At 73.7% G+C, this 23691-nt stretch carries 25 protein-coding genes and 1 riboswitch; of the genes, 19 read left to right on the forward strand and 6 right to left on the reverse strand.

The annotated features are described in order from the left end of the window. Positions 1 to 4: 4 nt before the first annotated feature. The 6 genes from hpnH to ACGFZL_RS18405 are packed head-to-tail and all read left to right on the forward strand — an operon-like array spanning position 5 to position 6191. Positions 5 to 1027 carry an adenosyl-hopene transferase HpnH gene (gene hpnH / locus ACGFZL_RS18380; RefSeq protein WP_355170559.1) on the forward strand — a complete coding sequence of 341 codons (1023 nt, stop codon included), beginning with the start codon at positions 5 to 7 and terminating at the stop codon, positions 1025 to 1027. Next, positions 1024 to 2175, forward strand: a complete 1152-nt coding sequence (gene ispG, locus ACGFZL_RS18385) for a flavodoxin-dependent (E)-4-hydroxy-3-methylbut-2-enyl-diphosphate synthase (protein WP_393692852.1) — start codon at positions 1024 to 1026, stop codon at positions 2173 to 2175. The genes hpnH and ispG overlap by 4 nt, the downstream gene beginning before the upstream one ends. 27 nt (positions 2176 to 2202) lie before the next feature. Next, positions 2203 to 4041, forward strand: coding sequence for a 1-deoxy-D-xylulose-5-phosphate synthase (locus ACGFZL_RS18390; RefSeq protein WP_393692854.1), 1839 nt, complete (start codon positions 2203 to 2205; stop codon positions 4039 to 4041). Continuing rightward, a complete protein-coding gene (locus tag ACGFZL_RS18395) occupies positions 4042 to 5427 on the forward strand; it encodes an aspartate aminotransferase family protein (RefSeq protein ID WP_393692856.1) in 1386 nt (461 codons plus the stop codon). Positions 5428 to 5487: 60 nt separating this feature from the next. Beyond that, a complete protein-coding gene (locus ACGFZL_RS18400; protein ID WP_393692858.1) occupies positions 5488 to 6075 on the forward strand; it encodes a helix-turn-helix domain-containing protein in 588 nt (195 codons plus the stop codon). After that, positions 6072 to 6191, forward strand: coding sequence for a DUF6126 family protein (locus tag ACGFZL_RS18405; RefSeq protein ID WP_393692860.1), 120 nt, complete (start codon positions 6072 to 6074; stop codon positions 6189 to 6191). Before ACGFZL_RS18400 ends, ACGFZL_RS18405 begins: the two co-directional genes overlap by 4 nt. A gap of 13 nt (positions 6192 to 6204) precedes the next feature. Here ACGFZL_RS18405 and ACGFZL_RS18410 read toward each other — a convergent pair whose 3' ends face one another. After that, positions 6205 to 7005: a tyrosine-protein phosphatase gene (locus ACGFZL_RS18410; protein WP_355176211.1), complete on the reverse strand. Its 801-nt coding sequence runs from the start codon at positions 7003 to 7005 to the stop codon at positions 6205 to 6207. A gap of 284 nt (positions 7006 to 7289) precedes the next feature. Further along, a riboswitch (cyclic di-AMP (ydaO/yuaA leader) is annotated at positions 7290 to 7448 on the forward strand. A gap of 4 nt (positions 7449 to 7452) precedes the next feature. Here ACGFZL_RS18410 and ACGFZL_RS18415 point away from each other — a divergent pair. The 4 genes from ACGFZL_RS18415 (at position 7453) to ACGFZL_RS18430 (ending at position 11032) form a co-directional block, all read left to right on the forward strand. Then, entirely contained in the window at positions 7453 to 8265 is an 813-nt protein-coding gene (locus ACGFZL_RS18415; RefSeq protein ID WP_393692862.1) for a peptidoglycan DD-metalloendopeptidase family protein, read from the forward strand. A 194-nt stretch (positions 8266 to 8459) separates the two neighbouring features. Further along, positions 8460 to 9245 carry an SGNH/GDSL hydrolase family protein gene (locus ACGFZL_RS18420; RefSeq protein WP_393692973.1) on the forward strand — a complete coding sequence of 262 codons (786 nt, stop codon included), beginning with the start codon at positions 8460 to 8462 and terminating at the stop codon, positions 9243 to 9245. A 146-nt stretch (positions 9246 to 9391) separates the two neighbouring features. Beyond that, positions 9392 to 10585 carry an MBL fold metallo-hydrolase gene (locus ACGFZL_RS18425; RefSeq protein WP_393692864.1) on the forward strand — a complete coding sequence of 398 codons (1194 nt, stop codon included), beginning with the start codon at positions 9392 to 9394 and terminating at the stop codon, positions 10583 to 10585. Positions 10586 to 10699: 114 nt separating this feature from the next. Continuing rightward, positions 10700 to 11032, forward strand: a complete 333-nt coding sequence (locus ACGFZL_RS18430; protein ID WP_355176176.1) for a plasmid stabilization protein — start codon at positions 10700 to 10702, stop codon at positions 11030 to 11032. Here the strand turns inward: ACGFZL_RS18430 and ACGFZL_RS18435 are convergent. The 3 genes from ACGFZL_RS18435 to ACGFZL_RS18445 are packed head-to-tail and all read right to left on the reverse strand — an operon-like array spanning position 11029 to position 12767. Continuing rightward, on the reverse strand, positions 11029 to 11397 hold the full coding sequence (locus ACGFZL_RS18435) for a MerR family transcriptional regulator (protein WP_393692975.1): 369 nt from the start codon (positions 11395 to 11397) through the stop codon (positions 11029 to 11031). The genes ACGFZL_RS18430 and ACGFZL_RS18435 overlap by 4 nt on opposite strands. A 26-nt stretch (positions 11398 to 11423) precedes the next feature. After that, positions 11424 to 12185 carry an SDR family NAD(P)-dependent oxidoreductase gene (locus tag ACGFZL_RS18440; RefSeq protein WP_393692866.1) on the reverse strand — a complete coding sequence of 254 codons (762 nt, stop codon included), beginning with the start codon at positions 12183 to 12185 and terminating at the stop codon, positions 11424 to 11426. Positions 12186 to 12236: 51 nt separating this feature from the next. Further along, a complete protein-coding gene (locus tag ACGFZL_RS18445) occupies positions 12237 to 12767 on the reverse strand; it encodes a Dps family protein (RefSeq protein ID WP_393692868.1) in 531 nt (176 codons plus the stop codon). A 256-nt stretch (positions 12768 to 13023) separates the two neighbouring features. Between ACGFZL_RS18445 and ACGFZL_RS18450 the strand changes: the two genes are divergently transcribed. Together ACGFZL_RS18450 and ACGFZL_RS18455 are read left to right on the forward strand one after the other, a co-directional pair. Next, positions 13024 to 13995: an alpha/beta hydrolase fold domain-containing protein gene (locus tag ACGFZL_RS18450; protein WP_393692870.1), complete on the forward strand. Its 972-nt coding sequence runs from the start codon at positions 13024 to 13026 to the stop codon at positions 13993 to 13995. Positions 13996 to 14168: 173 nt separating this feature from the next. Further along, positions 14169 to 15128: a helix-turn-helix domain-containing protein gene (locus ACGFZL_RS18455; protein WP_393692872.1), complete on the forward strand. Its 960-nt coding sequence runs from the start codon at positions 14169 to 14171 to the stop codon at positions 15126 to 15128. Here ACGFZL_RS18455 and ACGFZL_RS18460 read toward each other — a convergent pair. Continuing rightward, positions 15085 to 16278, reverse strand: coding sequence for an MFS transporter (locus ACGFZL_RS18460; protein WP_393692874.1), 1194 nt, complete (start codon positions 16276 to 16278; stop codon positions 15085 to 15087). The two genes, ACGFZL_RS18455 and ACGFZL_RS18460, sit on opposite strands and share 44 nt — an antisense overlap. Before the next feature lie 200 nt (positions 16279 to 16478). Between ACGFZL_RS18460 and ACGFZL_RS18465 the strand changes: the two genes are divergently transcribed. The 5 genes from ACGFZL_RS18465 to ACGFZL_RS18485 all read left to right on the forward strand — a co-directional run bounded on the left by ACGFZL_RS18465 (position 16479) and on the right by ACGFZL_RS18485 (position 21400). After that, a complete protein-coding gene (locus ACGFZL_RS18465) occupies positions 16479 to 17366 on the forward strand; it encodes a helix-turn-helix domain-containing protein (RefSeq protein ID WP_393692875.1) in 888 nt (295 codons plus the stop codon). A 96-nt stretch (positions 17367 to 17462) separates the two neighbouring features. Next, positions 17463 to 19343 (forward strand): amidohydrolase, encoded by a 1881-nt coding sequence (locus ACGFZL_RS18470; RefSeq protein WP_393692977.1) that lies wholly within the window; start codon positions 17463 to 17465, stop codon positions 19341 to 19343. Positions 19344 to 19437: 94 nt separating this feature from the next. Continuing rightward, a complete protein-coding gene (locus ACGFZL_RS18475) occupies positions 19438 to 20100 on the forward strand; it encodes a hydrolase (RefSeq protein ID WP_393692877.1) in 663 nt (220 codons plus the stop codon). 54 nt (positions 20101 to 20154) lie between these two features. Beyond that, on the forward strand, positions 20155 to 20670 hold the full coding sequence (locus tag ACGFZL_RS18480) for a DoxX family protein (RefSeq protein ID WP_393692879.1): 516 nt from the start codon (positions 20155 to 20157) through the stop codon (positions 20668 to 20670). Continuing rightward, positions 20663 to 21400, forward strand: coding sequence for a YoaK family protein (locus ACGFZL_RS18485; RefSeq protein ID WP_393692881.1), 738 nt, complete (start codon positions 20663 to 20665; stop codon positions 21398 to 21400). Before ACGFZL_RS18480 ends, ACGFZL_RS18485 begins: the two co-directional genes overlap by 8 nt. A 45-nt stretch (positions 21401 to 21445) precedes the next feature. Here ACGFZL_RS18485 and ACGFZL_RS18490 read toward each other — a convergent pair whose 3' ends face one another. Beyond that, positions 21446 to 21775, reverse strand: a complete 330-nt coding sequence (locus ACGFZL_RS18490) for a WhiB family transcriptional regulator (protein ID WP_393692883.1) — start codon at positions 21773 to 21775, stop codon at positions 21446 to 21448. A 275-nt stretch (positions 21776 to 22050) separates the two neighbouring features. On the opposite strand from ACGFZL_RS18490, the gene ACGFZL_RS18495 reads away from it, so the two are divergent. Both ACGFZL_RS18495 and ACGFZL_RS18500 read left to right on the forward strand, forming a co-directional pair. Further along, entirely contained in the window at positions 22051 to 22776 is a 726-nt protein-coding gene (locus tag ACGFZL_RS18495) for an alpha/beta fold hydrolase (RefSeq protein ID WP_393692885.1), read from the forward strand. Positions 22777 to 22841: 65 nt separating this feature from the next. Beyond that, positions 22842 to 23690 (forward strand): alpha/beta fold hydrolase, encoded by an 849-nt coding sequence (locus tag ACGFZL_RS18500; RefSeq protein ID WP_393692887.1) that lies wholly within the window; start codon positions 22842 to 22844, stop codon positions 23688 to 23690. Position 23691: the final 1 nt, after the last annotated feature.

Genomic DNA, 23691 nt, shown 5'->3' on the forward strand with positions numbered 1-23691 from the left:
CCTAATGGCCATGCCGCTGCGTCAGTCCATCAAGGTCGCTACATACTTGGCCGAGCAGAAGCTCCGTAGGCGGGACAAGTTCCCGCTGATCGTGGAATTGGAGCCGCTGTTCGCCTGCAACCTCAAATGCGAGGGGTGCGGCAAGATCCAGCACCCGGCCGGGGTGCTCAAGCAGCGCATGCCGGTCGCCCAGGCCGTGGGAGCGGTGCTCGAATCGGGCGCGCCCATGGTGTCCATCGCGGGCGGTGAACCGCTGATGCACCCGCAGATCGACGAGATCGTGCGGCAGTTGGTGGCGAAGAAGAAGTACGTCTTCCTGTGCACCAACGCGATGCTGCTGCGCAAGAAGATGGACAAGTTCACCCCCTCGCCCTACTTCGCCTTCGCCGTGCACATCGACGGGCTGCGCGAGCGGCACGACGAGTCGGTGGCCAAGGAGGGCGTGTTCGACGAGGCGGTGGCGGCCATCAAGGAGGCCAAGCGGCGCGGCTTCCGGGTGACCACCAACTCGACCTTCTTCAACACCGACACCCCGCAGACCATCGTCGAGGTGCTCAACTTCCTCAACGACGACCTCCAGGTCGACGAGATGATGATCTCGCCCGCCTACGCCTACGAGAAGGCCCCCGACCAGGAGCACTTCCTGGGCGTGGAGCAGACCCGTGAGCTGTTCAAGAAGGCGTTCTCCGGCGGCAACCGGGGCCGCTGGCGGCTCAACCACTCCCCGCTCTTCCTGGACTTCCTGGAGGGCAAGGTCGACTTCCCCTGCACGGCCTGGGCGATCCCGAACTACTCCCTCTTCGGCTGGCAGCGCCCCTGCTACCTGATGAGCGACGGCTACGTGCCGACGTACCGGGAGCTGATCGAGGAGACCGACTGGGACAAGTACGGCCGCGGCAAGGACCCGCGCTGCGCCAACTGCATGGCGCACTGCGGCTACGAGCCCACCGCCGTCCTCGCGACCATGGGCTCGCTCAAGGAGTCGCTGCGCGCCATGCGCGAGACGACCTCCGGGTCCAAGGGATGACTGCGGTCGCCCTGGGCATGCCGTCCGTTCCGACCAGGCTCGCCGAGCGCCGGAGGAGCCGGCAGATCCAGGTCGGGGCGGTGGCGGTGGGCGGTGACGCCCCGGTGTCGGTGCAGTCGATGACGACGACGCGGACCTCGGACATCGGGGCGACGCTGCAGCAGATCGCGGAGCTGACGGCGTCGGGCTGCCAGATCGTGCGGGTGGCGTGCCCGACGCAGGACGACGCGGACGCCCTCGCGGTGATCGCGAGGAAGTCGCAGATCCCGGTGATCGCGGACATCCACTTCCAGCCGAAGTACGTGTTCGCGGCGATCGAGGCGGGCTGTGCGGCGGTGCGGGTGAACCCGGGCAACATCAAGCAGTTCGACGACAAGGTCAGGGAGATCGCGAAGGCGGCGAAGGACCACGGCACGCCGATCCGGATCGGTGTGAACGCGGGCTCTCTGGACCGCCGGCTGCTGCAGAAGTACGGCAAGGCGACGCCGGAGGCGCTGGCGGAGTCGGCGCTGTGGGAGGCGTCGCTCTTCGAGGAGCACGACTTCCGGGACATCAAGATCTCGGTGAAGCACAACGACCCGGTCGTGATGGTGGAGGCCTACCGCCAGCTGGCCGCGCAGTGCGACTACCCGCTCCACCTCGGTGTGACGGAGGCGGGCCCGGCGTTCCAGGGCACGATCAAGTCGGCCGTCGCCTTCGGGGCGCTGCTCTCGCAGGGCATCGGTGACACGATCCGGGTGTCCCTGTCGGCGCCGCCGGTGGAGGAGGTGAAGGTCGGCATCCAGATCCTGGAGTCGCTGAACCTGCGCCAGCGGGGTCTGGAGATCGTCTCCTGCCCGTCCTGCGGCCGTGCCCAGGTGGATGTGTACAAGCTGGCCGAGGAGGTCACGGCGGGCCTGACGGGCATGGAGGTGCCGCTGCGGGTCGCGGTGATGGGCTGCGTCGTCAACGGCCCCGGCGAGGCCCGCGAGGCCGACCTCGGCGTCGCCTCCGGCAACGGCAGGGGCCAGATCTTCGTCAAGGGGAAGGTCATCAAGACCGTTCCCGAGTCGAAGATCGTGGAGACCCTCATCGAGGAGGCCATGAGCCTGGCCGAGCAGATGGAGCAGGACGGCGCGTCGGGGGAGCCGGCCGTCACCGTGAGCTGAACAGCACGGACCGAAGGGGGCCCGAGCGTGACGATTCTGGAGAGCATCCGGGGACCACGCGACCTGAAGGCGCTGTCCGCCGCGGAACTCGGTGAACTGACCGCCGAGATCCGCGACTTCCTGGTGGACGCGGTCGCCCGCACCGGCGGGCACCTCGGGCCCAACCTGGGCGTGGTGGAGCTGACCGTCGCCCTGCACCGGGTGTTCGCCTCGCCGGCCGACCGCGTCCTGTGGGACACCGGCCACCAGAGCTACGTGCACAAGCTGCTGACGGGACGTCAGGACTTCTCCAAGCTCCGCGGCAAGGGCGGCCTCTCCGGCTACCCCTGCCGGGAGGAGTCCGCGCACGACGTCATCGAGAACAGCCACGCCTCCACCGTGCTCGGCTGGGCCGACGGCCTCGCCAAGGCCCGCCGGGTGCGCGGCGAGCAGGGGCACGTCGTCGCGGTGATCGGGGACGGCGCGCTGACCGGCGGCATGGCCTGGGAGGCGCTGAACAACATCGCCGCCGCCCGGGACCGGCCGCTGGTCGTCGTCCTCAACGACAACGGGCGCTCCTACGCGCCCACCGTCGGCGGCCTCGCCGACCACCTCGGGGCACTGCGGGCCACCGGTGGGGGCCGGCCGGAGGACCGGGGGGCGGGCCTCTTCGAGAACCTGGGCCTCACCTACCTCGGCCCCGTCGACGGCCACGACCTGGCCGCGGTCGAGGCGGCGCTGCGCCGGGCGTCGGAGGCCCGGGGGCCGGTGCTGGTGCACTGCCTCACGGAGAAGGGCCGCGGCTACCGGCCCGCACTGGACCACGAGGAGGACCGCTTCCACACCGTCGGCGCCATGGACCCGCGCACCTGCCGGTCGCTCGCCCCGTCCGGCGGCGGCCCGTCCTGGACGTCCGTGTTCGGCGCCGAGCTGGTCCGTATCGGCGAGGAGCGCCCGGACGTCGTCGCGCTCACCGCGGCCATGCTGCACCCGGTCGGCCTCGGGCCCTTCGCGGAGCGGTTCCCCGACCGGGTCTGGGACGTCGGCATCGCCGAGCAGCACGCCGCCGTCACCGCTGCCGGGCTGGCCACCGGCGGTCTGCACCCCGTCGTCGCCGTCTACGCCACCTTCCTCAACCGGGCCTTCGACCAGCTCCTCATGGACGTGGCGCTGCACCGCTGCGGGGTCACCTTCGTCCTGGACCGGGCCGGCGTCACCGGCACCGACGGGCCCTCGCACAACGGCATGTGGGACCTGTCCGTGCTCCAGGTGGTGCCGGGCCTGCGCATCGCCGCGCCGCGCGACGCCGACCAGTTGCGCGCCCAGTTGCGCGAGGCGGTGGCGGTGGCCGACGCGCCGACCCTGCTGCGCTTCCCGAAGGAGTCCGCCGGGCCGCCGGTGCCGGCCGTGGACCGGGTGGGCGGGATGGACGTGCTGCGCGCCGACGAGCGGCCCGAGGTGCTGCTCGTCGCCGTCGGCGTGATGGCGTCGGTCTGCCTGGGGGCCGCCGAGCTGCTCGCCGCGCGCGGCATCGGCTGCACCGTCGTGGACCCGCGCTGGGTCAAGCCCGTCGACCCGGCGCTGCCGGCGCTGGCCGCGGGGCACCGCCTGGTCGCCGTCGTCGAGGACAACAGCCGGGCGGCCGGGGTGGGTTCGGCGGTCGCGCTGGCGCTCGGCGACGCCGGGGTGGACCTGCCGGTGCGGCGGTTCGGGATCCCCGAGCGGTTCCTCGCCCATGGGACGCGCGCCGAGGTGCTCGCCGACATCGGCCTCACGCCGGTGGAGATCGCCGGCCGGATCGGGGCGGGCCTGGCCGCCGCCGGGGAGCGGCCCGCGCCGGTCCCGCACGTGCCGCACGCCACGCCACACGCGCAAGGAGAAGACTGAATGACCAAGGAGTTCGACCTCGGCGCGCTGCTGGCCGAGCGGGGGGCCGAGCGGTACGAGCTGCACGCCAGGCACCTCAACCACCAGCTCCCGCGCATGCTGCGCACCATCGGCTTCGACAAGGTCTACGAGCGGGCCGAGGGCGCCCACTTCTGGGACGCCGAGGGCAACGACTACCTGGACATGCTCGCCGGGTTCGGGGTGATGGGCCTGGGCCGCCACCACCCGGTCGTCCGCAAGGCGCTGCACGACGTCCTGGACGCCTCGCTGGCCGACCTGACCCGCTTCGACTGCCCGCCGCTGCCCGGCCTCCTCGCCGAGCGGCTGCTGTCGTACAGCCCCCATCTGGACCGGGTCTTCTTCGGCAACAGCGGCACCGAGGCGGTGGAGACGGCGCTGAAGTTCGCCCGGTTCGCCACCGGCCGCCCCAGGGTCCTGTACTGCACGCACGCCTTCCACGGCCTGACCACCGGCTCGCTCTCCGTCAACGGCGAGGACGGCTTCCGCGACGGCTTCGCCCCGCTGCTGCCCGACACGCCCGTCCCGCTCGGCGACCTGGACGCGCTCGCCGCCGAGCTGCGCAAGGGCGACGTGGCCGCCCTGATCGTGGAGCTCGTGCAGGGCAAGGGCGTGCACGAGACGCCGCCCGGCTATCTGCGCGGCGCGCAGGAGCTGCTGCGCCGGCACAAGGCGCTGCTGATCGCCGACGAGGTGCAGACCGGCCTCGGCCGCACCGGGAGGTTCTACGCCTACCAGCACGAGGACGGCGTGGAGCCGGACCTGGTGTGCGTGGCCAAGGCGCTGTCCGGCGGCTATGTGCCGGTGGGGGCCACCCTGGGCAAGGACTGGATCTTCAAGAAGGTGTACTCCTCGATGGACCGGGTGCTGGTCCACTCGGCCAGCTTCGGCTCCAACGCGCAGGCCATGGCGGCCGGCCTCGCGGTGCTCTCGGTGATGGAGAACGAGGAGGTCGTCGCCAACGCAGCGGCCATGGGGGACCGGCTGAAGTCCCTGCTTGCCGCGCTGGTCGACCGCTACGAGCTGCTCGCCGAGGTCCGGGGCCGCGGGCTGATGATCGGCATCGAGTTCGGGCGGCCCCGGTCGCTGAAGCTGCGCGGGCGCTGGACGATGCTCCAGGCGGCGCGCAAGGGGCTGTTCGCGCAGATGGTGGTGGTGCCGCTGCTGCAGCGCCACCGCATCCTCACCCAGGTCTCCGGGGACCACCTGGAGGTCATCAAGCTGATCCCGCCGCTGACCGTCGACGCCGACGACGTGGACCGGTTCGTGGACGCCTTCACCGAGGTGATGGAGGACGCGCACACTGGGGGCGGGCTGATGTGGGACTTCGGGAAGACGCTGGTCAAGCAGGCGGTGGCCAACCGCTGACGCTTTTGCCTGTGAGGCAAGAAGATTGCCCAAAAGGCAAGCCCGGGCTGCAATGGAGGCATGACTTCCATCGAGTCCGTCATGGCGCCGCAGCTGCGCGCCCTGCGGCGCCGGGCCGCCCTCACCCTGGAGGCCGCGGCCCGCGCCGCCGGGCTGTCGCCGGCCCACCTCTCCCGCCTGGAGACCGGGCAGCGCCAGCCCTCGCTGCCGATGCTGCTCGCCCTCGCCCGCGTCTACGGCACCACCGTCTCCGACCTGCTCGGCGAGACGGCTCCCGAGCGGGAGGCCGTGGTGCGCGGCGCCGACATGGAGCCGACGGTCGCCGGCGGCTGGACGTACCGCCGGGCCGGCGGGTCGGGGCGCGGCATGCAGGCGCTGCGGGTCCACGTGCCGCACGACTCCCAGGGCTCCCAGGGCGACATCGTGCGGGTGCACCCCGGCGAGGAGTGGCTGCACGTGCTGCGCGGCCGGCTCCGGCTGGCGCTCGGCGACAGCGTGCACCGCCTCGGTCCTGGCGACAGCGCGCACTTCGACTCGCTCACCCCGCACCGGATCGCCGCGCTGGACGCCGACGGGTGCGACCTGCTGTTCGTCCACACGCTGCTGCAGAGCCCGACCACCGCGCTGTGCCTGGGGGAGACGCCATGAGAGACATGCAGGAGAAGTTCCCGCGGGCCCTGTGGGTCCGGCTGCTCATCTACATCGCCCTGGGCCACGTCTTCGGCGCCTTCCTCTTCCTGCTGTTCGAGGTGGGCGCCAAGTAGCCGGGCGGGCGGCTCAGTCCGCCAGCATCCGGGAGCGCAGCCGCTCCCGGGTCTCCGGGGTGAGGCCGAGCCCGCGCTCCAGGTAGGTGTCGACGTCGCCCCACGTCTCCTCGACCGTCTCGAAGGCCGCCGCCAGGTACTCGGCGCGGGCGTCGAAGAGCGGGTTGAGCAGCTCCATGACCTCGGGCGACCAGGCCGAGGCGGAGGAGGAGCCGCGCTGCACCTTGTAACGGCGGTGCGTGGCGTTGGACTTCAGGTAGTCCTCGACGATGGCCTCGCGCTCCACGCCCAGGGCGAGCAGGGTCACGGCGACCGACAGGCCCGCGCGGTCCTTGCCGGCCGCGCAGTGCATCAGGGCGGGGACGCTGTCCTCGGCCAGGGCGTGCAGCACCCGGGAGTGCTCGGCGGTGCGGTCCTTGATGATCGAGCGGTAGGAGGCGGTCATCCGGGCGGCGCCCTTGCCGTCGGCGAGGATGGCGCGCAGCTGGTCGAGGTCGCCGTCGCGGACCATCTTCCAGAACTCGGCGCCGTCGGCCGGGTCGCTCAGCGGCAGGTTGACGTTCCGCACGCCCGGCAGCTCGACGTCCGGGCCCTCCAGCTTCTGGTCGGCGGCGTTGCGGAAGTCGAAGACCGTGTGCAGGTCCAGCGAGGCGAGGAACGCCGCGTCCTCGGCGGTCGCGTGCGCGAGGTGACCACTGCGGAACAGCACGCCGTGCCGCACTCGGCGCCCGTCGGCCGCCGGCAGCCCGCCGACGTCACGGAAATTGCGTACGCCGGTCAGCTCGGGCTCGGCCGACGGGGCGTGCTCGGTCACGTTACGGCTGGATGAAGTCACGGCTCGACGATACGACACCCCCCGTCCGACGTGCGGCGGTGCGTGAGGAGCGTCATAACCGTGACGGTGCGTGCCTCGTCATGTTCACGTAATTCAGGTAATTCCTATGGCCCTTTGCGGGAAATCCCGCTTTCCGAATCGACGCAGGGTGACGAGGAATTCCGATAAAGGATCAAGACGGCACTTGTCGGCTCGGGTCCCCGTCACTTACGTTCACCTCCGATCCGGACGGACGCCCAATCCTGCCGCCGCCCGGAGCCAGAAATCGTCAAGCACCCGTCCATGGCAGGAGCGGGGGACCCACAGGTAAGACCGCCTGTTCCGGTTCCCGGAACGGCTAGGGGTAAAGCCGCGCATTCCGCGCGGCCGGGCATCTCCAGTCCGCACCCGACAGCTCACCTCGCAGGCGCCGGAGAGGAATTCGTCATGCCCGCGAAGGGTAAGCACCGCCGTCCCAAGGCCAACCGCCTCACCCGCACCATCGCCGCCGTCGCCGGAACCGGCAGCGCCGCGATCGCGCTCCCGCTGATGGGCGCCGCCGGCGCGCACGCGGCCCCCGCTCCCGCCAAGGCCGCCACGGCGCACACCTACACGGTGAAGAGCGGCGACTCCCTGTCCGGGATCGCCCGTGCGCAGCACGTGTCCGGCGGCTGGAAGAAGCTGTACGACAACAACCGCGACGCCATCGGCGGCAACCCGTCGCTGATCCGCCCGGGTCTGAAGCTCACCCTCGGCGAGCAGGCCACAGGCAAGGCCGAGCCCGCAGCCGCGAAGCCGGCGAAGCCCGCCGCCAAGGCCGAGCCGGCCGCAGCGAAGGCCGAGCCCGCCGCCACCGGCTTCACCGCCCCCGTGGCCGGCGCCACCATCGGCACCCCGTACCACCAGGCCGGCAGCATGTGGTCCAGCGGCTACCACACCGGCACCGACTTCGTCGTCCCGACCGGTACCTCCCTGAAGGCCGTCGGCGCGGGCACCGTCGTCTCCGCCGGCTGGGGCGGCGCGTACGGCAACCAGGTCGTCATCAAGCTCGCCGACGGCCACTACGCCCAGTACGCCCACCTGTCCGCGCTGTCCGTCTTGGCCGGCCAGGCCGTGACCGCGGGCCAGCAGGTCGGCCTCTCCGGCGCCACCGGCAACGTGACCGGACCGCACCTGCACTTCGAGATCCGCACGACGCCGGACTACGGCTCCGACGTCGACCCGGTCGCCTACCTGCGCGCCCACGGCGTCTCTCTCTGACGCCGCCGCCACGCCACCGAAGGCCGGACCCACGATCCCCGGGTCCGGCCTTCGGTGTTATTCCTGAATTGGCCAACACTTTAGGCGTGGCCTTTCTCACCGTTCGTCAAGCCCCGCCTACGGTCGCGTAGGTCACATTCCGAGGTGAATCATGGGCCGACGTGGCAGACGATTCGAAGAGTGACAGCGAAGCAGTGATCGGGTCGTACGTGGCGCTGGGGGACAGCTTCACCGAAGGCGTCGGCGACCAGGGCCCCGACGGGTCGCCGGTCGGCTGGGCGGACCGGTTCGCCGTCCTGCTCGCCGACCGGCGGCCCGAGGGCGACTTCACCTACACCAACCTCGCGGTGCGCGGCCGGCTCCTCGACCAGGTCGTGGCCGAGCAGGTGCCCCGTGCCGTCGCCCTCGCACCGGACCTGGTCTCCTTCTGCGCCGGCGGCAACGACATCATCCGGCCCGGCACCGACCCGGACGAGGTCGCCGAGCGCTTCGAGCGGGCGGTGGCGGCGCTGACCGCGACGGCCGGCCGGGTGCTGGTGACGACCGGGTTCGACACTCGGGGCGTGCCCGTGCTGAAGCATCTGCGCGGCAAGATCGCCACCTACAACGGACATGTGCGGGCCGTCGCCGACCGCTACGGGTGCCCGGTGCTCGACCTGTGGTCGCTGCGCGGCGTCCAGGACCGCAGGGCCTGGGACCTGGACCGGCTCCACCTGTCCGCCGAGGGCCACACCCGGGTGGCGCTGCGCGCGGGCCAGGTGCTCGGCCTGCCCGTCCCGGCCGACCCCGACCAGCCCTGGCCGGCGCTGCCGCAGCGCGCCGCGCTGCACGTGCGGCGGGACGACGTGCAGTGGGCGCGGGAGTACCTGGTGCCGTGGATCGGGCGCCGGCTGCGGGGCCAGTCGTCGGGGGACCACGTGACGGCGAAGGGCACGCTGTCGCCGGCCGACATCCGGACGCGGATCACGGCGGTGGCCTGAGGGTTGGAGGGGGCGGGTGCCTCGGTGACCGGGGCGCGCCGGCTCGCGGGCGGCCACCCTGCACGGACGGCACCCCGGCACCGGGTGCCGTCGTCGTCACATGAGACGACCATAATGAAAGCTCCATCCCTGCACCTGGAGGCACCGTGGCCGGTCCCCGTTCCCTGAACCCCGGGCTCCGCGCACTGCGCCCCGCGGCCTTCGGCGCGGACCCGAGCGGTGCGCGCCTGGCGCGGATCCGCAGGTCGCCGCATTTCAGCGACGGTGTCTTCCAGAACCCCGGCGGCGAGGCCCGCACCAGGCCCTCCGGTTCGGCACGTGAGTTCGCGAGGATCTACTTCGAGAAGGAGGCGCGCTCCCACCGCGCCCCGACCGGCACGGTCCCGGTGCACGCCACCACCCTCGCCGACCTAGCCCGCCCGCCGGCCACCGGGCTGCGGCTCACCTGGATGGGGCACTCCAGCGTGCTCGCCGAGATCGACGGGCAGCGGGTGCTCTTCGACCCGGTCTGGGGCGAGCGCTGCTCCCCCTTCCCGTTCGCCGGCCCGAAGCGGCTGCACCCGGCCCCCGTGCCGCTGGCCGCCCTCGGCCCGGTCGACGTCGTCGTCATCTCGCACGACCACTACGACCACCTGGACCTGCCCACCATCAAGGCGCTGGCCGGCACCGACACCCTGTTCGCCGTGCCGCTGGGCGTCGGCGCCCACCTGGAGCGCTGGGGCGTGTCCGCCGGGCGGCTGCGCGAGCTGGACTGGCACGAGTCGACACGCGTCGGCGGCCTCACCCTGACCGCCACCCCGGCCCGCCACTTCTGCGGGCGCGGCCTGCGCAACACCCAGCACACCCTGTGGGCCTCGTGGGTCGTCGCCGGCGAGCGGCACCGCGTCTTCCACAGCGGCGACACCGGCTACTTCGACGGCTTCCGGGACATCAGCGCCGCGCACGGCCCGTTCGACGCGACGATGATCCAGATCGGGGCCTACTCGGAGTTCTGGCCGGACATCCACATGACGCCCGAGGAGGGCGTACGGGCCCACCTCGACCTCCAGGGCGGCCGGCCCGCCGGGGCCCTGCTGCCGATCCACTGGGGCACCTTCAACCTGGCCCCGCACCCCTGGGCCGAGCCGGGGGAGTGGACCCGGGACGCCGGCGAGGAGGCGGGCCAGGCCGTGGCGACCCCCCGGCCCGGCGCGCCCTTCGAACCCGCCGGCGAACTGCCCACCGACCCCTGGTGGCGGACCGTGTCCCGGCCGGGCCCGACCCCCTGGCGCCGGCCCCGGCCGGTGGCCGCCCCCGCCGAGCCGCTGCGCGACGAGGCCGACCTGGCGGGCGACCGCTGACCGAGCCGGTGCGGCGCGGCGGGCATGGACCCCGGCGGACCGGGCACCCGTCGTCCCCGTCTTTGAGCGACGAGGGTCTTCGAGGGCCTTCGAGCGACGAGGAGAGGACGAGCCATGCCCGCCGGTTCCAGCCCCAAGCGTGAGCGTCAGTACGAGAAGATCAAGGAGAGCAGCAAGGAGCGCGGCGCCGGCGAGAAGCGGGCCGAGGAGATCGCCGCGCGCACCGTCAACAAGCAGCGCGCCCGCGCCGGGGAGTCCCGCACCGCCAGCAAGTCCTCCACGCAGGACCCGAAGTCGGCGTACCAGCGCGGCGGCCAGCGCTCGGGCAACCGCACCGGTCCCAAGGGCCCCACGCGCGACCAGCTCTACAACGAGGCCAAGCAGCGCGGCATCGACGGCCGCTCCAAGATGACCAAGGACGAACTGGCCAAGGCCCTGGGCCGCTAGACGGCCTTCGAGACCCCGCCGGTGCCCTCCCGCAGGGCCGCCGCCAGCCGGTCGCGGGCCTCGGTCTGGGCGGCCACGCGCTCCTCGAGGACCGCCAGCCGCTCCCGCGCGACCCGCAGCCCCCGTTCGGACGGCGGCCCCGCGGCCACGTCACCGTCCAGGCAGGGCAGGAACACCCGCACGTCCTCCAGGGTGAGACCGGCCGCGAGCAGCCGGCGGATGTTGCGGACCCGGGTCACGGCACCCTCGCCGTAGACCCGGTAGCCGTTGCCCGCCCGCTCGGCGGCGATCAGCCCCGCCTGCTCGTAGTGGCGCAGCGCTCGCGGCGTCGTCCCGGTCGCCCCCGCCAGCTCGCCGATCCGCACCGGCCCCACCTCCGGCGCCGATCCTGTCACGCCACCACCGCGCCGCCGTCCACCGGAAGCACGACGCCGGTGACGAACGACGCGCCCGGCGCCGCGAGCCCGGTGATCGCCCAGGCCACCTCCTCGGGTCGGCCGATCCGCCCGAGCGGGGTGTGCGCCAGCTGCCACTCCCGCACGGCCGCCCGGCGCTCCGGGGTGAGGCCCTGGTGCTCCCCGATCGGCGTGTCGATCGCGCCCGGCGCGACGGCCACCACGCGCACCCCGCGCGGCGCCAGTTCGACCGCCCAGCTCCGGGTCAGCGTCTCCAGCGCGGCCTTGCCCGCCGCGTAGACGGCGCTGCCGGGCCAGCCGCGCTGCCCCACCGCGGTGCTCACGTTGACGACCACCCCGCCGCCCTCGGCCAGCAGGGGCAGCGCGGCCTGCGTCAGCAGCACGGGGGCGATCAGGTTGGTGGCGAGCAGCGGGGCGAGCGCCTCGGGGTCGAGGGTGTCGAGCCGGCCGCCACGCACGATGCCCGCGTTGTTGACCAGCACGTCCAGGCGCCCGTACCGCTCCCGCGCGGCGCGCACGATCCGCTCGGGCTCCCCCTCGGCGGTGAGGTCGGCGGCCAGCGGGGTGATGCCCGGGTGGCCGTCGGCGGTCTCCCGGAGCTTCCCCTCCCGGCGGCCGACGGCGAGCACCGAGGCCCCTTCCGCGGCGAAGGCCCGTGCGGTGGCCCGGCCGATCCCGGTGCCGGCCCCGGTGACCACGACGATCCGGCCGCTGTGCGGCGCGCTGCTGGTGTCCATGCGCCGATCCTGCGACCCTGCCGCCAACGGCAGGGTCAAGCGGCGCGGCGGTCAGGCCCGCACCAGCGGGGTGTCCACCAGGTGCTCGGCCACGAACCACGCCTGCAGCTCGCCGGTGCGGATCACCTGCGACACCAGCAGGTCGTTGGTGCCGTCGTCACCCAGCTCCGCGGTCCGGGCGGCCGCGTCGTGCGCCGCGGTGAGGATCGTCTCGTGCGCCTTGAGCAGCCGGGAGAGCATGGCGGGGACCTCCTCCACGCCGTCCGGCGGGCGCGGGATCGAGGTGATCTCCGCGACGTGCCGGGGGTCTCCCACTGCCACGCCGCCCAGCGTCTGGACCCGCTCGGCGAGGGTGTCCACGAGGACCAGCTGCTCGCCGGCGTGCTTGTCGAGGAGCAGGTGCAGCTGGTAGAAGGTCGCGCCGCGCAGCAGCCAGTGGTGCTTCTTGTAGAGGCCGTAGAGGATCTGGGTGTCCGCCAGGATCCGGTTCAGCCGCTGGCAGGCGTACATGCGGGCATCGTGCGAGAGCCCCAGCGGGAACTGCTTGACGGTGCCGAACTCCTGGACGGTCCTGGTGGTCATGTCGCCTCCTGGGATGGGGTGAACGGGGTGGTGCGGTGCTCCCGGTGACGGTAGGGCCCGCGGTCCGAGCAGCCGCGCCCCTGCGCGTACCGGGCGATGACCCTCGGCGCACTGCCCGCGCCCGCCGCCGCGCGGGCGCTGCCGGAGCAGCGGTGGTGCACTGGCGGACGACGCGCGCCGCTTCGCGGCTCCTAGCGTGGCGCACAGCGGTGCCGGAAGGGACCGGCACCGCACCGCGACCACCTGGGAGACCCTCATGTCCGAAGTTGCCGAGCCCGTCCGGCCGGTCCTCGAGCCCGCGGCGGCGGCCTTCGCCGAGGCGACGGCCAATCCGCCCTACCTCTACGACCTGACCCCCGCGGAGGGCCGCAAGGCGGTGGACGAGGTGCAGGCGGGGCCGGTCGACCTGCCGGCCGTCGACGAGGAGTGGATCACCGTGTCCGGCGGCCCGACGGGCAGCGTCCGCGCCCGTCTCGTCCGGCCCGCCGGGTCCGCCGGCGCCCTGCCGGTGATCCTCTACATCCACGGCGCCGGCTGGGTGTTCGGCAACGCCCACACCCACGACCGGCTGGTCCGCGAGCTGGCCGTCGGCGCCGGGGCCGCGGTGGTCTTCCCCGAGTACGACCTCTCGCCCGAGGCCCGCTACCCCGTCGCCCTCGAACAGAGCTGGACCGTGGCCCGTTGGGTCGTCGAACAGGGCGCCGACAAGGGCCTGGAGGGCGCCCGCCTCGCCGTCGCCGGCGACTCGGTGGGCGGCAACATGGCCGCGGCCCTGACCCTGCTGGCGAAGGAGCGCGGCGGCGTCCCGCTGGTACAGCAGGTGCTGTTCTACCCCGTCACCGACGCGAGCTTCGACACCGGCTCCTACCGCCAGTTCGCCGAGGGCTACTTCCTGCGCCGCGACGCCATGCGGTGGTTCTGGGACCAGTACACCACCGACGAGTCCGAGCGCGCCCGGATCACCGCCTCCCCGCTGCGGGCGAGCACCGAGCAGCTCACCGGCCTCCCGCCGGCGCTGGTCGTGACCGCCGAGGCCGACGTCCTGCGCGACGAGGGCGAGGCCTACGCGGGCAAGCTCCGTGAGGCCGGCGTCGCCGTCACCGCGGTGCGCTACCAGGGCGTCATCCACGACTTCGTCATGCTCAACGCCCTGCGCGAGACCCACGCCGCCGAGGCCGCCATCACCCAGGCCGCCGCGGTGCTGCGGGCGGCGCTGCACGCCGCCTGAGACCCACGGCACCGCCCGCGTGGCCGCGACCGGAGACCCCGGCCGCGGCCACGCGCGCGTCCGGGTCCGGGCCGTTTCTTCCTCAACTTCTTCCTGGTGGTTCACTCGCGGTTGCGATGTGCTGGACCTGTCGCCGACCACCCTCAGGTCAACCAGCCGGCGGAGGAGTCACCATGTCCCTTGTCCTGTCCACCGATCCCCTGTCCGCGCCGGACCGGGCCGCCTACTGGCACGACGCCGTGTCCCGGACGTTCGTCCCGCTGGAGGTCGCCCTGCACGAGGAGTCCCCCGCCGCGGCGACGATCACCAGCAGCCGCTGGGGGTTCATGCAGGTCTCCACGGTCACCGCCGGGCCGCAGTCGGTCGCCCGGAGCCCCCGGATGATCGCCCGGGACGGCAAGGAGTACCTCATCCTCACGCTCCTGCACCGAGGCACCGCCGAGCGCTCGCAGGACGGCCGGGAGGCAGTGGTGCGCGCCGGGCAGTTCTCGCTCTCGGACTCCAGACGGCCCTTCAGCAAGACGCTGCGGCAGGCGTTCCGCTTCACCTCCTTCCACTTCCCCCGGTCCGTCCTCCCGGTGAGCGACACCGAGCTGAGCGGGGTCACCGCGACGCCCTTCGGCCGGGACGAGGCCACCTCCGCGCTGCTCGCCGGGCATTTGGAGCGCCTCGACCGGGCCGGCGGGTCGGTGACCCCCGCCCAGGGCCGAAGACTCGCCGCGCTCACCTGCGACCTGCTGGCCTGCCTGATCCAGGAGCGGCACGGCCGGCACAGCCCCCACCCGCCCGAGGCGACCCACGCCATGCTCGCCCGCGTCAAGGACCACGCGCTGCGCCACCTGGCCGACCCGGACCTCACCCCCGCGGCCATCGCCGCCGCCCACCACGTGTCGGTCCGGTATCTGCACAAGCTCTTCGAGGCGGAGGGCGTCACCCTGGCCCGCTGGATCCAGCAGCGGCGCCTGGAGCGCTGCCGGGCGGAGCTGGCGCGCACCACGCCCCGCGCACCGAGTGTCGCGACGGTGGCCCACCAGTGGGGCTTCGCCAGCTCCTCGCACTTCAGCCGCGTCTTCCGGCACGCCTACGGTGTCACCCCGCGGGAGTGGCAGGCGGCCTCGGCCGGCGCTCGGTGACCCAGTACCCGAGGGCCAGCAGGGGCAGCGCGGCCCCCAGCGCGCTCAGCCCGGTCCAGCCCGCGGCGTCGTACACCAGCGAGCCGAGCTGGGAACCGGCCGCGCCGCCCACGAAGAACAGGGCGATGAAGCCGCTGTTGAGGCGGGCCCGGGCCGCCGGGTCGAGCTGGTACACGACGTGCTGACCGAGGATGAGCGTGGTCTGCACGGCCATGTCGAGCAGGACGGCCGCCAGGGCGAGCAGCACGACGCTGTGGCGGCCGGCCGCCGCGACCACGAAGGCCAGCGCCGCGCCGGCGAGGGCGGCCCCGGTCACCGGGCGCACCAGGCCGCGGTCGGCCCAGCGCCCGGCGAGCGGGGCGATGGCCGCGCCCGCCGCGCCGACCAGCGCGAACACGCCGACCCCGGTGGGCGAGTAGCGGAATCCGGGACCCGTCAGCACGAAGGAGACGGTGGTCCAGAAGGCGCTGAACGCGCCGAACATCGCCGCCTGGTAGAGCCCGCGGCGCACCAGCGGGGGATGCGTGCGCACCAGCCGCACCGTGGAGCGCAGCACGTGGTGGTAGGCGACCGCGGTCGTCGGGGCGTGTGGGGGCAGGGCCAGCCGCAGCGCCACCGCCAGCAGCGCCATGAGGACGGCGGAGCCGAGGAAGACCGCGCGCCAGCCGGCGACGTCGGAGACCAGGCTGCTCAGGGTCCGGGACAGCAGGATGCCGGTGAGCAGCCCGCTCATGACCCTGCCGACCACGCGGCCGCGCGTCTCGTCCGGGGCCAGGCTCGCCGCGAAGGGCACCAGGATCTGCGCGACGACCGAGGTGGCCCCGCTGACCAGCGAGGCGACGAGCAGCATGGGGAAGCCGGTGGCCAGGCCGGCCGCCAGCAGGGCGGCGGTCGTCACGGTGAGCAGGACGGTGACCAGGGTGCGCTTCTCCAGCCGGTCGCCGAGCGGCACGAGGAAGACCATGCCGAGCACGTAGCCGACCTGGGTCAGCGTCACCAGCAGGCCGGCCGTGGCCGTGCCGATGCCGAACGTCCGGCTCAGCTCGGAGAGCAGGGGCTGGGCGTAGTACAGGTTCGCGACGGTCATACCGCAGGCGACGGCCAGCAGCACCACCAGCCGGCCGGGCACTCCGTGCGAGGTTCCAGACATGCACACCTTCTTGAGAGGACGTCATCGATGCGCTCACACAAGCACCTACGCTTTCTCGCACCTCGCGCCCGCCGTTGCGAGGGGACACCGGCGACCGGTGCGCTGCCGTGCTCCGCACGGTGCGCGCACAGGCCAGTCGGCGTGGGAGGCGGTCAAAGGGACAGGACGCGGCCGCCGGCCGTGCGCGCGGAACGCGGACGATGAGCACGAGGACGAGGGGGACATCCACCATGTCGAGCACCACCCGGACGCTCCGGCTCGGCCACCTGCGGCTCACCACGGTCGAGGGCGACACCACCGGCCCGCACGAACTCGCGGTGGACGGGGACGAGGGCGCCCTCCTGCTCGTCCAGCTCCTGGTCAGCGGCGCCGCCACGGTCGAGCAGGACGGCCGCACCGCCCGCCTGCGGCCGGGGGAGCTGGTCTTCCTGGACCCGGCCCGCCCCCTGGTACACGCCTACCCCGAGCCCTTCCGCGCCCGGTGGCTCGCGCTGCCGCGCGGCATCCTCGGGCTGCGGGAGGAGCAGGGGCGGGCCCTCTTGGCGACGCCGATCGGCCCCGAGACCCCCCTGGGCTCGCTGGTGTCGTCCTTCCTGAACAGGCTCCCGGACACGGCGGCGGGCTGCTCGCCGGGGACCGGCGCGGCCCTGGCCGGCAGCGCCGTCGAACTCCTCACCCTGCTGGCGGAGGACCTGCTGAGCCGGGCGGCGCCCGGCACGCCGGGCCTCGCCCGCCTGCTGGAGATCCAGGAGTACATCGAGGACCACCTCGGCGACCCGGACCTCACCCCGGAGGCCGTGGCCCGCGCCAACCAGATCTCCGTCCGCTACCTCCACAAGCTCTTCCAGGCCGACGGCACCACCGTCGGCCAGTTCGTCCAGCGGTGCCGGCTGCGCAGGTGCCGCGGCGAACTCGCCCGGCGCGACGCCACCACCCGCTCCATCGCCGGGGTGGCCCGCCAGTGGGGCTTCACCAGCGCCTCGCACTTCAGCCGGGCCTTCCGGGCCGTGTACGGGATGTCGCCCGCCGAGTGGCGCGACCCCGCCGCGCGTCCGCGGTGCACTGCCGGACAACGTCCGGTGCACTGATCACTGACCGGGCCGCCGCGCACTCCCTAGCGTGAGGGCGAAGCAGCCGGAACCCCCGCGCTGCACGCCCCCGGGAGGTTGTCGCAGGTGTCCACGATGCCGGTCGGTGGTCTGGTGCCCCGTGCCACCGACGACGCGGCGGACCTCGTCGTCCGCAACGCCAAGATCCACACGGGCGATCCCCGCCGTCCCCGCGCCGAGGCGCTCGCCGTCCGCGCCGGCGTCATCACGGCCGTCGGCGACGACCGGGACATGGCCGACCGGATCGGCCCGGCCACGCGGGTGGTCGACGCCCTCGGCCGCCGGGCGGTCCCCGGCCTCAACGACGCCCACCTGCACGTGATCCGCGGCGGGCTCAACTACGTCCTGGAGCTGCGCTGGGACGGCGTCCGCACCCTGCGCGAGGGCCTCGCCATGCTGCGCGAACAGGCCGCCCGCACCCCCGCGGGCCAGTGGGTGCGGGTGGTCGGCGGCTGGTCGGCCGAGCAGTTCGCCGAACGCCGGCTGCCCACCGTCGCCGAACTCAACGCCGCCGCACCGGACACCCCGGTCTTCGTGCTGCACCTCTACCAGTCCGCCGTCCTCAACCGGGCGGCGCTCAAGGCGGTGGGCTACGACAAGGACGCCCCCGAGCCCCGCGGCGGCCAGATCGTCCGCGGACGCGGCGGAGAGCCCACCGGCGTCCTGCTGGCGGCCCCCAGCGCCCTGGTCCTGTACTCGACGCTGGCCAAGGCCCCGGTGCTGGACGCGGAGCACCGCAAGACGTCCACTCGACACTTCCTGCGCGAGCTGAACCGCTTCGGGCTGACCTCGGCGATCGACGCGGCGGGCGGGTTCCAGAGCTTCCCCGAGAACTACGAGACGGTCGCCGAACTGGCCAGGGAGGGCGAACTCTCCCTGCGCATCGCCTACCACCTCTTCCCGCAGACGGCAGGCCAGGAGCTGGACGACCTCACCCGCTGGACCCGCACGGTCCGCCCCGAGGACGGCGACGAATGGCTGCGCCTGAACGGCGCCGGCGAGAACCTGACCTGGGCGGCCGCCGACTTCGAGAACTTCGCCCAGCCGCGCCCGCAGCACGCGGCCGACTACGAGGTGGAGTTCGAGAAGGCCGTGCGCCTGCTCATGGAGAACGGCTGGGGCTTCCGCCTGCACGCCACCTACGACGAGACCATCCGCCGCGACCTGGCCGTCTTCGAGAAGCTCGCCGCGGAGGGACTCTTCCCCGGCGGCAACCGGTGGCTGTTCGACCACGCGGAGACCGCCTCCGCCGACAGCCTCGACCGGGTCGCCGCGCTCGGCGGGGCCATGTCCGTGCAGAACCGGCTCTCCTTCCAGGGCGAGGCGTTCCTGCGCCGCTACGGCCCGGGCGCCGCCGCCGACGCGCCGCCGATCCGCGCCATGCTGGACCGGGGCCTCACCGTCGGGGCCGGCACCGACGCCACCCGGGTCTCCTCGTACAACCCCTGGATCGCGCTGCACTGGCTGGTCACCGGCCGCACCGTCGGCGACCTCACCCTGCGCCCGCCGCACAACCGCGTCGACCGGGAGACCGCGCTCGCCATGTTCACCACGGCCGGCGCCGCGCTCACCGGCGAGCAGGACGTCAAGGGCGTCCTGCGCCCCGGCAGCTACGGTGACCTCGCCGTGCTGTCGGAGGACTTCTTCGCCGTCCCCGACGCCGAGATCCCGCACATCGAGTCGCTTCTCACGGTGGTGGGTGGCCGCGTCGTCCACGCCGCCGGCGAGTACGAGGGCATCGACGAGCCGCTGCCGGCGCTCACGCCCGACTGGAGCCCGGTGGCGCGCTTCGGCGGCTACCGGGCGACGCCGGTCGCGGCCCGCTCGGGCGCCCGGCAGGCCGAACTGCTCGGGCAGGCCGCCGCGGAGTCGGAGCTGCACCGCCAGTGGCGGGCCCGCCGCGGGCAGGTCCCCGAGACCGCCGGCCCGGCGCTCGACCCCTGCTTCACCCACTGACCCGGTTCTCCCACCGACCGACCCCGTTCTTCCACCGACCCGGCCGCATCCGGCCGATCTCCCACCTGCTCCACCCCGACGAAAGGGCATACCCATGATCGACATCACCGAGGTCACCGCCGCTCCCGGCCCCGACCTGCTCACCCCCGACAACTGCGCGGTCCTCTTCGTGGACCACCAGCCGCAGATGTTCTTCGGCACCGGCAGCGGCGACCGCACCGCCATCATCAACGCGACCGTCGGCCTCGCCAAGGCCGCCAGGGCCTTCGACGTCCCGGTGGTCCTCAGCACCGTGGCCGCCGAGTCGTTCTCCGGCCCCCTCATGCCCCAGCTGGCCGGCGTCTTCCCCGAACACGAGGTCATCGACCGGACCACCATGAACGCCTGGGAGGACACCGCCTTCGTCGAGGCGGTCAAGGCGACCGGGCGCCGCAAGCTCGTCATCGCCGGGCTGTGGACCGAGGTCTGCGTCGTCCTGCCGGCGCTCTCCGCGCTCGCGCAGGGCTACGAGGTCTACGCCGTCACCGACGCGTCCGGCGGCGTCAGCCCCCAGGCCCACGAGCACGCCGTCCAGCGGATGACCCAGGCCGGCGTGGTGCCGGTGACCTGGGTGCAGGTGCTGCTCGAGTTGCAGCGTGACTGGGCACGCGCGGAGACCTACCTGCCCGTCATGGACGTGGTGAAGGAACACGGCGGCGCCTACGGGCTGGGCGTCGTGTACGCGCAGGCCGTCATCGGCGGCCACGCCGCCGGCTGACCCGAACCCCCCGATCGCACAGGACGTCAGGACGTCAGGAACAGGCGGTATCCGATGGACAGTGGACTGCTGGTGCTCCGGCTGGTGGTGGGACTCCTCATCGCCGGGCACGGAGTGCAGAAGGTCAGTTTCCTCCTGGGCGGCGCCGGACTGGCCGGCGGCACCGAGGAGTTCCGCCGCGACGGCTTCCGCGGTGGTGTGGTCACCGCGCTCACCGCCGGCGGCAGCCAGATCGGCGCGGGCCTTTTCCTGGCGGCCGGTCTCCTCACCCCCGCGGCCTCGACGGCCGCCATGGGGGTGATGACGGTGGCCGGCACCGTCAAGCGGCCCAAGGGGCTGTGGGTCCAGAACGACGGCTACGAGTACCCGCTGGTCCTCGTGGCCGTCGCGGGCGCCCTGGCCCTCACCGGGCCCGGCCGCTTCTCGCTCGACCACGCCCTCGGGTTGCCGGCCTGGCCGCTCGGGGCCGGTGTCGCGGCGATCGTGATCGGCCCGGCCGGCGGACTGGCCGCACGCGCGATCCTGCGCCGCCCGGCCGCACGCGCCATGGAGGGGACCACCCATGCGTAAGCTGCTCGCGGACGCGGCGCACACCCTCGTACCGCCCCGGGGCGACCGCCACGGTCCCCTGCCGCCGCTCCTGTTGGTGCTGACCGTGGTGACCGGCCTCGTGGACGCGGTCAGCTACCTCGCCCTCGGCCGGGTCTTCGTCGCCAACATGACGGGCAACGTGGTCTTCCTCGCCTTCGCCCTGGCGGGCACCCCGGGCCTGTCCGCGCCCGCGTCCCTGGTGTCGATGGTGTCGTTCCTCGTCGGCGCGGTGGCGGGCGGGCGCTTCGGCACCCGGTTCCCGGCCCACCGCGGACGGCTGCTCACCGCGGCCACGGCCCTCCAGGCCGTCCTGGTCGCCGGGGCGGTGCTCGCCGTCGCCCTCACGCACGGCGAGGTGACGAGCCCGGTGCGGTACGTCCTGATCGTGCTCCTGGGCATCGCCATGGGCCTGCAGAACGCGGTCGCCCGGCGGCTCGGCGTCCCGGACCTGACGACGACGGTCCTCACCCTGACCCTCACGGGCCTGGCCGCCGACTCCGCCCCGGCCGGCGGGGCGGCCCCCCGGCCGGGCCGGCGCGTCCTCTCGGTGCTCGCCATGTTCCTCGGCGCCCTGGCGGGCGCGCTGCTGCTGCGCCACGACGCGCTGCTCGCCGTGCTCGGCGCGGCGCTGCTGCTCCTGGTGGCCACGGCGGCGGCCGTGCACCGCCTGTCGGCCGCCGGGTCCGCCTGGACCGCGCCGCCGGCGTGAGACACACGGCGGCCCGGGACGCCCGCACCCCGGGTCGGAAGGCGGTCACCCCGGGCCGGTGACGCCGGCCCAGGACTCCCGCCGCTCGCGCTCGGTGTGGCCGCCCCAGACGCCGTAGTCCTGCTGGAAGACCTGCGCGAAGCGGCCGCAGGGGCCGCTCACCGGGCACTCGCGGCAGATCGCCCGGGCCCGCTCCTCGCGCTGCCGGCGGGCCGGGCCCCGCTCGCCGGGCGGCGAGAAGAAGACGGAGCTGTCCATGCCGCGGCACGCGGCGTCCACCTGCCAGGCCCACACCCGCAGCAGCGGCCGGGCCGGCGTCCTCGTGCGAGGGCTCCCTTGAGCACGGGTCACTGTCTCCTGCTCCTCCAAGGGCATGCGGGACACCTTTCGGATCGGTGAGGACGGGATGTGCTGCCTGTCCAGGACCTTAGGAGCCGTCGGCCGCCGGTCTTGTCGGCGGACGCACAGGGCATTGCCCGGCAGGGCACCCCCCTCGGCACCGGGCACGGACGGGACAGGGCCAGGGCGCGGACGGGCAAGTCACCGGGATCCGCGGCCTCTAGCGTCCTTCCCGTGCCGCCGGCCGACCCGCCCGGCGCCCACCCGAGTCACCGCACTCGAACACCCCTCATCCCTCTGGGAGTTGCCCCATGTCTCACGCCGAGAAGCCGACCGTCGTCCTCGTGCACGGCGCGTTCGCCGACGCCTCCAGCTACGCCGAGGTCGTCCCGCGGCTGATCGCCCGCGGCCTGGACGTCGTCGTCCCCGCCGTCCCCAACCGCAGCCTGCTCGGGGACGCCGCCTACGTCGCCTCGCTCGTCCGCCAGATCCCCGGCCCGGTCGTCCTGGTGGGCCACTCCTACGGCGGCGCGGTCATCACCGTCGCCGGCACCGAGGACAACGTGACCGCGCTGGTCTACCTGGCCGGCTACGCGCTGGAGGAGGGCGAGAGCCTCGGCGAGCTGCAGGGCCGCTTCCCGGACTCCGACCTCGCCGCCGCGCTCGTCTACACGCCCTTCCCGGTCGAGGGCTCGGACGAGCCCGGCACCGACGTCTCGGTCCGCCCCGACGCGTTCCCCGCGATCTTCGCCGCCGACGTCGAGCCGCGGCTCGCCGCCGTCCTCGCCGTGTCCCAGCGCCCGCTCGCCGCGCGGGCGTTCAGCGAGGCGGCCCCGCGGGCCGCCTGGAAGACCAAGCCCTCCTGGGGCCTGGTCGCCGCGGCCGACCACACCATCAACCCCGACGTGGAGCGCTACGGCTACCGGCGGGCCGGCATGACCACCGTGGAGGTCGACTCCTCCCACCTGGTGATGCTCTCCCACCCCGAGCGCGTCGCCGAACTGATCGAGAAGGCCGTCCGCGCCACCCGCGGCTGAGCCGGCCCACCCGTGTCCGCGGCCGCCACCGGGCGGCCGCCCTCGTCCCTCCCCAGGAGCCCGCAGTGAACCCACCCATCTCCCGCCGCACCGTCACCGCCTCCCTCGTCGGCGGCGTCGCCACCCTGGGCGCCGCCCTCGGCACGCCCGCCGCGGCCGCCGGACGCCACCGGGGCGGACCGCACCCCGGCCCCGAGAAGCCCACCGTCGTCCTGATCCACGGCGCCTTCGCCGACGCCTCCAGTTGGAGCGCCGTCATCGAGCGCCTGCTGCGGCAGGGCCACCGCGTCGTCGCCCCCGCCCTCCCGCTGCGCGGCCTGGCGAGCGACGCCGCCTACATCCGCAGCGTCATCGACAGCATCCCCGGGCCGCTCGTGCTGGTCGGTCACTCCTACGGCGGAGCCGTCATCAGCCAGGCCGCGGCCGGCGCCTCCCGGGTCAAGGCCCTCGTCTTCATCGCCGCGTTCGTGCCGGAGGTCGGCGAGAGCGCGCTCCAGCTCACCGGCAAGTTCCCCGGCAGCACCCTCGGGGAGGCCACCGTGCCGCAGCACTACCCGCTGCCCGGCGGCGGCGAGGGCGAGGAACTGGTCATCAGGCGCGAGCTGTTCCGCAAGCAGTTCGCGGCCGGCGTCCCCGCCCGGACCGCACAGGTGATGGCGGCGGGCCAGCGTCCCATCGCGCTGGCCGCGCTCCAGGAGCCGGCCACCGCCGCCGCGTGGAAGAAGATCCCCAGCTGGTACCTGGTGGCCACCGAGGACCGCAACATCCCGCCGGCCGCCGAGCGGTGGATGGCCGCCCGGGCCCACGCCCGGACCGTCACCGTCCGCGCGCCGCACGCGGTGTCCGTGAGCGACCCGGAGGCCGTCGGCGACCTGATCCTGAGCGCCGTCCGCTCCGTCCGGTCGGGTGACTGAC

It is taken from the genome of Streptomyces sp. NPDC048182 (genome assembly GCF_043202555.1).
In the GTDB taxonomy this organism is placed as follows: Bacteria; Actinomycetota; Actinomycetes; order Streptomycetales; family Streptomycetaceae; genus Streptomyces.

Coding starts and splice junctions, on each gene's coding strand:
- ACGFZL_RS18440 (WP_393692866.1), bottom strand. CDS start 12,185: ATGGACACCAGCAGCGCGCCGCACAGCGGCCGGATCGTCGTGGTCACC.
- ACGFZL_RS18450 (WP_393692870.1), top strand. CDS start 13,024: ATGTCCGAAGTTGCCGAGCCCGTCCGGCCGGTCCTCGAGCCCGCGGCG.
- ACGFZL_RS18470 (WP_393692977.1), top strand. CDS start 17,463: ATGCCGGTCGGTGGTCTGGTGCCCCGTGCCACCGACGACGCGGCGGAC.
- ACGFZL_RS18495 (WP_393692885.1), top strand. CDS start 22,051: ATGTCTCACGCCGAGAAGCCGACCGTCGTCCTCGTGCACGGCGCGTTC.
- hpnH (WP_355170559.1), top strand. CDS start 5: ATGGCCATGCCGCTGCGTCAGTCCATCAAGGTCGCTACATACTTGGCC.
- ACGFZL_RS18395 (WP_393692856.1), top strand. CDS start 4,042: ATGACCAAGGAGTTCGACCTCGGCGCGCTGCTGGCCGAGCGGGGGGCC.
- ACGFZL_RS18400 (WP_393692858.1), top strand. CDS start 5,488: ATGACTTCCATCGAGTCCGTCATGGCGCCGCAGCTGCGCGCCCTGCGG.
- ACGFZL_RS18485 (WP_393692881.1), top strand. CDS start 20,663: ATGCGTAAGCTGCTCGCGGACGCGGCGCACACCCTCGTACCGCCCCGG.
- ACGFZL_RS18415 (WP_393692862.1), top strand. CDS start 7,453: ATGCCCGCGAAGGGTAAGCACCGCCGTCCCAAGGCCAACCGCCTCACC.
- ispG (WP_393692852.1), top strand. CDS start 1,024: ATGACTGCGGTCGCCCTGGGCATGCCGTCCGTTCCGACCAGGCTCGCC.
- ACGFZL_RS18475 (WP_393692877.1), top strand. CDS start 19,438: ATGATCGACATCACCGAGGTCACCGCCGCTCCCGGCCCCGACCTGCTC.
- ACGFZL_RS18455 (WP_393692872.1), top strand. CDS start 14,169: ATGTCCCTTGTCCTGTCCACCGATCCCCTGTCCGCGCCGGACCGGGCC.
- ACGFZL_RS18405 (WP_393692860.1), top strand. CDS start 6,072: ATGAGAGACATGCAGGAGAAGTTCCCGCGGGCCCTGTGGGTCCGGCTG.
- ACGFZL_RS18490 (WP_393692883.1), bottom strand. CDS start 21,775: ATGCCCTTGGAGGAGCAGGAGACAGTGACCCGTGCTCAAGGGAGCCCT.
- ACGFZL_RS18430 (WP_355176176.1), top strand. CDS start 10,700: ATGCCCGCCGGTTCCAGCCCCAAGCGTGAGCGTCAGTACGAGAAGATC.
- ACGFZL_RS18480 (WP_393692879.1), top strand. CDS start 20,155: ATGGACAGTGGACTGCTGGTGCTCCGGCTGGTGGTGGGACTCCTCATC.
- ACGFZL_RS18465 (WP_393692875.1), top strand. CDS start 16,479: ATGAGCACGAGGACGAGGGGGACATCCACCATGTCGAGCACCACCCGG.
- ACGFZL_RS18445 (WP_393692868.1), bottom strand. CDS start 12,767: ATGACCACCAGGACCGTCCAGGAGTTCGGCACCGTCAAGCAGTTCCCG.
- ACGFZL_RS18460 (WP_393692874.1), bottom strand. CDS start 16,278: ATGTCTGGAACCTCGCACGGAGTGCCCGGCCGGCTGGTGGTGCTGCTG.